A 3,343-nucleotide genomic window follows, 5' to 3' on the forward strand; every position below is an offset into this window, starting at 1 on the left:
CATTATGCCGATGCCCGGATTATGCCGATGTAACTGTGTAATCATCTGAATACCTTCAGTTTTGCTGCATCGGGTTCGGCATAATCCTCGGGGCTGCAGGCTGGTAACGTCTCCTCTTTCACGTCGAAACGAGGAGATATCATAGTGATCGAACCGAAGAAGAAACGGCGCAAGAACCCGGTCACGGCCCTTTCCAAAGGCCTTGAGCAGGATCTGCGGCGGCAGGGATACGCGGCCTCCACGCTCTGGAAGCAGCGCAGGCTGCTCAACGACCTGATCGGCTGGTTGCAGGCGCAAGAGCTCGCGATGGGCGATTTGTCCATGGCGCAGGTCGATCGGTTCATGGCTGACCGCCGGGCCGCGGGCGTCCGCAAGCTGAAGACACGCAAGGCACTGGGGCCCGCTCTCGACCATTTGCGCGGGCTGGGACTGGTGCCCGCGGCCGAAGCCGCAGTGGATGACGATCCCGCCGGGGCAATCCTGAACCGGTACCGGCAGTTCCTGATTACGGAACGCGGCCTCGCGGATGGTACGACCGATCGGTACATTGATTGCCTGCGCCCGTTCCTGGTCCGCAGAATGGCCGCGGGGCAGTTCGATCTCGAGGGGCTGACCCCGGCCGATATCACCTCCTTCGTTCTGGCGTGGTGCCCGCGCCTGAACGCCGGCGTGGCGAAGCTGACGGTCACGGCGCTTCGGTCGTTCCTCGGCTTCCTGCATCTGGACGGCGTGACGGAACGCTCGCTTGTCCCGGCCGTGCCGAAGGTCCTGCGTCGCCGACTGGCCGGACTTCCCAAGGGGCTCGAACCTGATCAGGTGCGGCGCCTTCTCGCGGCCTGCGATGCCGATACCGCCGTCGGTTGCCGCGATCTGGCGATCCTGGCCCTGCTGGTCCGGCTCGGCCTGCGGCGCGGCGAGGTCGCTGGGCTCAGGCTCGACGATATCGACTGGCGCGCGGGCACGATCCGCGTGCGCGGCAAGGGCAATTGTCACGAGCGGCTCCCGCTTCCGCCGGATGTCGGCCGCCGACTGGCCGAATACCTGCGCCATGCCCGACCGGCGGACGCGCAGGGGCGGACCGTGTTCGTCCGGCACTTCGCGCCCCATCATGCTCTCGGCGCGAGCCGGGTCAGCGGCATCGTGGCGGATGCCGCCCGGCGCGCGGACCTCGGGCGCATCCACGCTCATCGCCTGCGCCATACCGTGGCAACGGAACTGTTGCGCGCCGGCGCATCCTTGCCGGAGATCGGGCAGCTCCTGCGTCATCGTCGTGTCGAGACCACGGCGATCTACGCCAAGGTTGACCGCGACACCCTGCGCCTGATCGCGCGCCCCTGGCCGGAGGGCGCGCTATGAGCCACTTGCGTAATGCCCTTGCCGATTATCTGACGATGCGGCGCGCCCTCGGCTACAAGATGGACAAGGCCGAGCGGCTTCTCGGCCAGTTCGTGACCTTCGCCGAGGATCGCGGCGAGACCCATGTCCGGGCCGGGACAGCGCTGGCCTGGGCGACAAAGCCCGCTGGCGCTGATGCGATCTGGACCTCCCGGCGGCTGGCCGAGGTCCGTCTCTTCGCTCGGCACCTGCGCACGCTCGACCCGAGGACCGAGGTGCCGGCCGACGATCTTCTGCCGGCGCAAATACGCCGCGCAACACCGTATCTCTACACGCCCCGGGAGATTGCTGCGCTGATGCGGGCCACGGGGAACCTGCGCGGAACACACGTGCAGGCAACCTACCGGACCTTGATCGGTCTGCTGGCGACGACCGGCATGCGGATCGGCGAGGCAATCGGCCTCGACCGCGGCGACTTCGACGCGGGCGGCGGCATGGTGACGATCCGGCACGGCAAATTCGACAAGGCCCGCGCCCTGCCGCTGCACCCGACGACGGTCGCTGCCTTGCAGGACTACCTGCACCGCGACGACCGCCCCTGTCCTGAGGGCCCGCCGGTCCTGCTGATCAGTTCGCGCGGCAAACGGCTGCGCTACAATACCGTGCAGCCGATCTTCCGGAAACTGCTGCATCACTGCGGCATTGCCCCACGCTCGGCGGCGTGCCGGCCCCGGATCCACGATCTGAGGCACAGCTTCGCCGTCAGTACCATTATCGACGATTACAGGACAGGCGACCCCGGCTCCCGCCTCGCCATTCTGTCCACCTATCTCGGCCATGCCGATCCCGGCGACACCTACTGGTACCTGTCGGCGGCGCCGGAACTTCTGGCACTGGCAGGCGAACGGCTCGAGCGCCATCTGGCGGGTGACGCATGAGTGCGCTGGCCACGACCCTGCAGGCGTTCTTCACCGACCGCCTCGTCCGCCAGCGCCAGGTCAGCCCGAACACGGTTCAGGCCTATCGTGATACATTGCGGCTCCTCCTAATCTTCGCGTCAGAGCAGCACGGCAAGGTGCCGGGAAAGCTCGACATCGACGATCTCGATGCGCCCCTGATCGGCGCTTTCCTCGACCATCTGGAGCACGAGCGACATAACGGCGTGCGCACCCGCAACGCCCGACTGGCCGCGATCCGATCCCTGTTCCGCTACGCGGCCCTGCGCCATCCCGAACACGCCGCCACCATCGAGCGCGTTCTGGCCATTCCGCCGAAGCGCTTCGAACGGCGTCTGGTGACCTGGCTGACCGAGGCGGAGATCGACGCCCTCTTGGCCGCGCCGGATCGGGCGACTTGGACCGGGCGGCGCGACGCGGCGCTGTTCGGCCTCGCCGTCCAGACCGGCCTTCGGGCCTCCGAACTGATCGGGCTCACCTGCGTCGACGTCCATCTCGGAGCCGGTGCGCATGTCAGCTGCAACGGCAAGGGGCGAAAGCAGCGGATCACGCCGCTCACATCCGGCACTGTTGCCGTGATGCGGGTCTGGCTGGCCGAGCGGGCCGGTCAGACAGCAGACCCGCTGTACCCGACACGCACCGGACGCGCTCTCAGCCGCGATGCACTTGAACGCCGACTGGCCGGATACGTCAAGGATGCGGCCAGCCGGTGCCCATCCCTCGCACGCAAGCGGGTGACCATGCATGTCCTGCGGCATTCCGCGGCCATGCGTCTGCTGCGCGCCGGCATCGACACCGCGGTGATCGCGCTCTGGCTCGGCCACGAACAGGTTGAGACGACCCAGATCTACCTGCACGCGGACCTGCAGATCAAGGAAAGGGCCCTCGAAAGGACAGCCCCGATCACGACCAAACCCGGCCGCTTCCGGCCGACAGACAAACTCCTCGCCTTCCTCGAAGCCCTCTGATTATGCCGACCCCGACACAGCGGTCCCCTCCGGAAACAAAGACTTACAGACCTACATCGGCATAATCCGGGCATCGGCATAATG

At 66.9% G+C, this 3,343-nt stretch carries 3 protein-coding genes; all 3 read left to right on the forward strand.

Annotated elements, in window-relative coordinates:
- Nucleotides 1-144: 144 nt before the first annotated feature.
- Genes F0184_RS20415 through F0184_RS20425 form a run of 3 tightly spaced genes read left to right on the forward strand, consistent with a single transcriptional unit; the run spans nucleotide 145 to nucleotide 3,259 of the window.
- Nucleotides 145-1,356, forward strand: coding sequence for a site-specific integrase (locus F0184_RS20415; RefSeq protein ID WP_206668399.1), 1,212 nt, complete (start codon nucleotides 145-147; stop codon nucleotides 1,354-1,356).
- A complete protein-coding gene (locus tag F0184_RS20420) occupies nucleotides 1,353-2,273 on the forward strand; it encodes a tyrosine-type recombinase/integrase (RefSeq protein WP_150497980.1) in 921 nt (306 codons plus the stop codon). The genes F0184_RS20415 and F0184_RS20420 overlap by 4 nt, the downstream gene beginning before the upstream one ends.
- On the forward strand, nucleotides 2,270-3,259 hold the full coding sequence (locus tag F0184_RS20425) for a tyrosine-type recombinase/integrase (protein WP_150497981.1): 990 nt from the start codon (nucleotides 2,270-2,272) through the stop codon (nucleotides 3,257-3,259). Before F0184_RS20420 ends, F0184_RS20425 begins: the two co-directional genes overlap by 4 nt.
- Nucleotides 3,260-3,343 lie beyond the last annotated feature (84 nt).

The organism is Roseibium aquae (genome assembly GCF_008711285.1).
Classification (GTDB): Bacteria; Pseudomonadota; Alphaproteobacteria; order Rhizobiales; family Stappiaceae; genus Roseibium; species Roseibium aquae.

Excerpts from the sequence above, each read along its gene's own strand:
- F0184_RS20420 (WP_150497980.1), top strand. The coding sequence starts at position 1,353 with ATGAGCCACTTGCGTAATGCCCTTGCCGATTATCTGACGATGCGGCGC.
- F0184_RS20425 (WP_150497981.1), top strand. The coding sequence starts at position 2,270 with ATGAGTGCGCTGGCCACGACCCTGCAGGCGTTCTTCACCGACCGCCTC.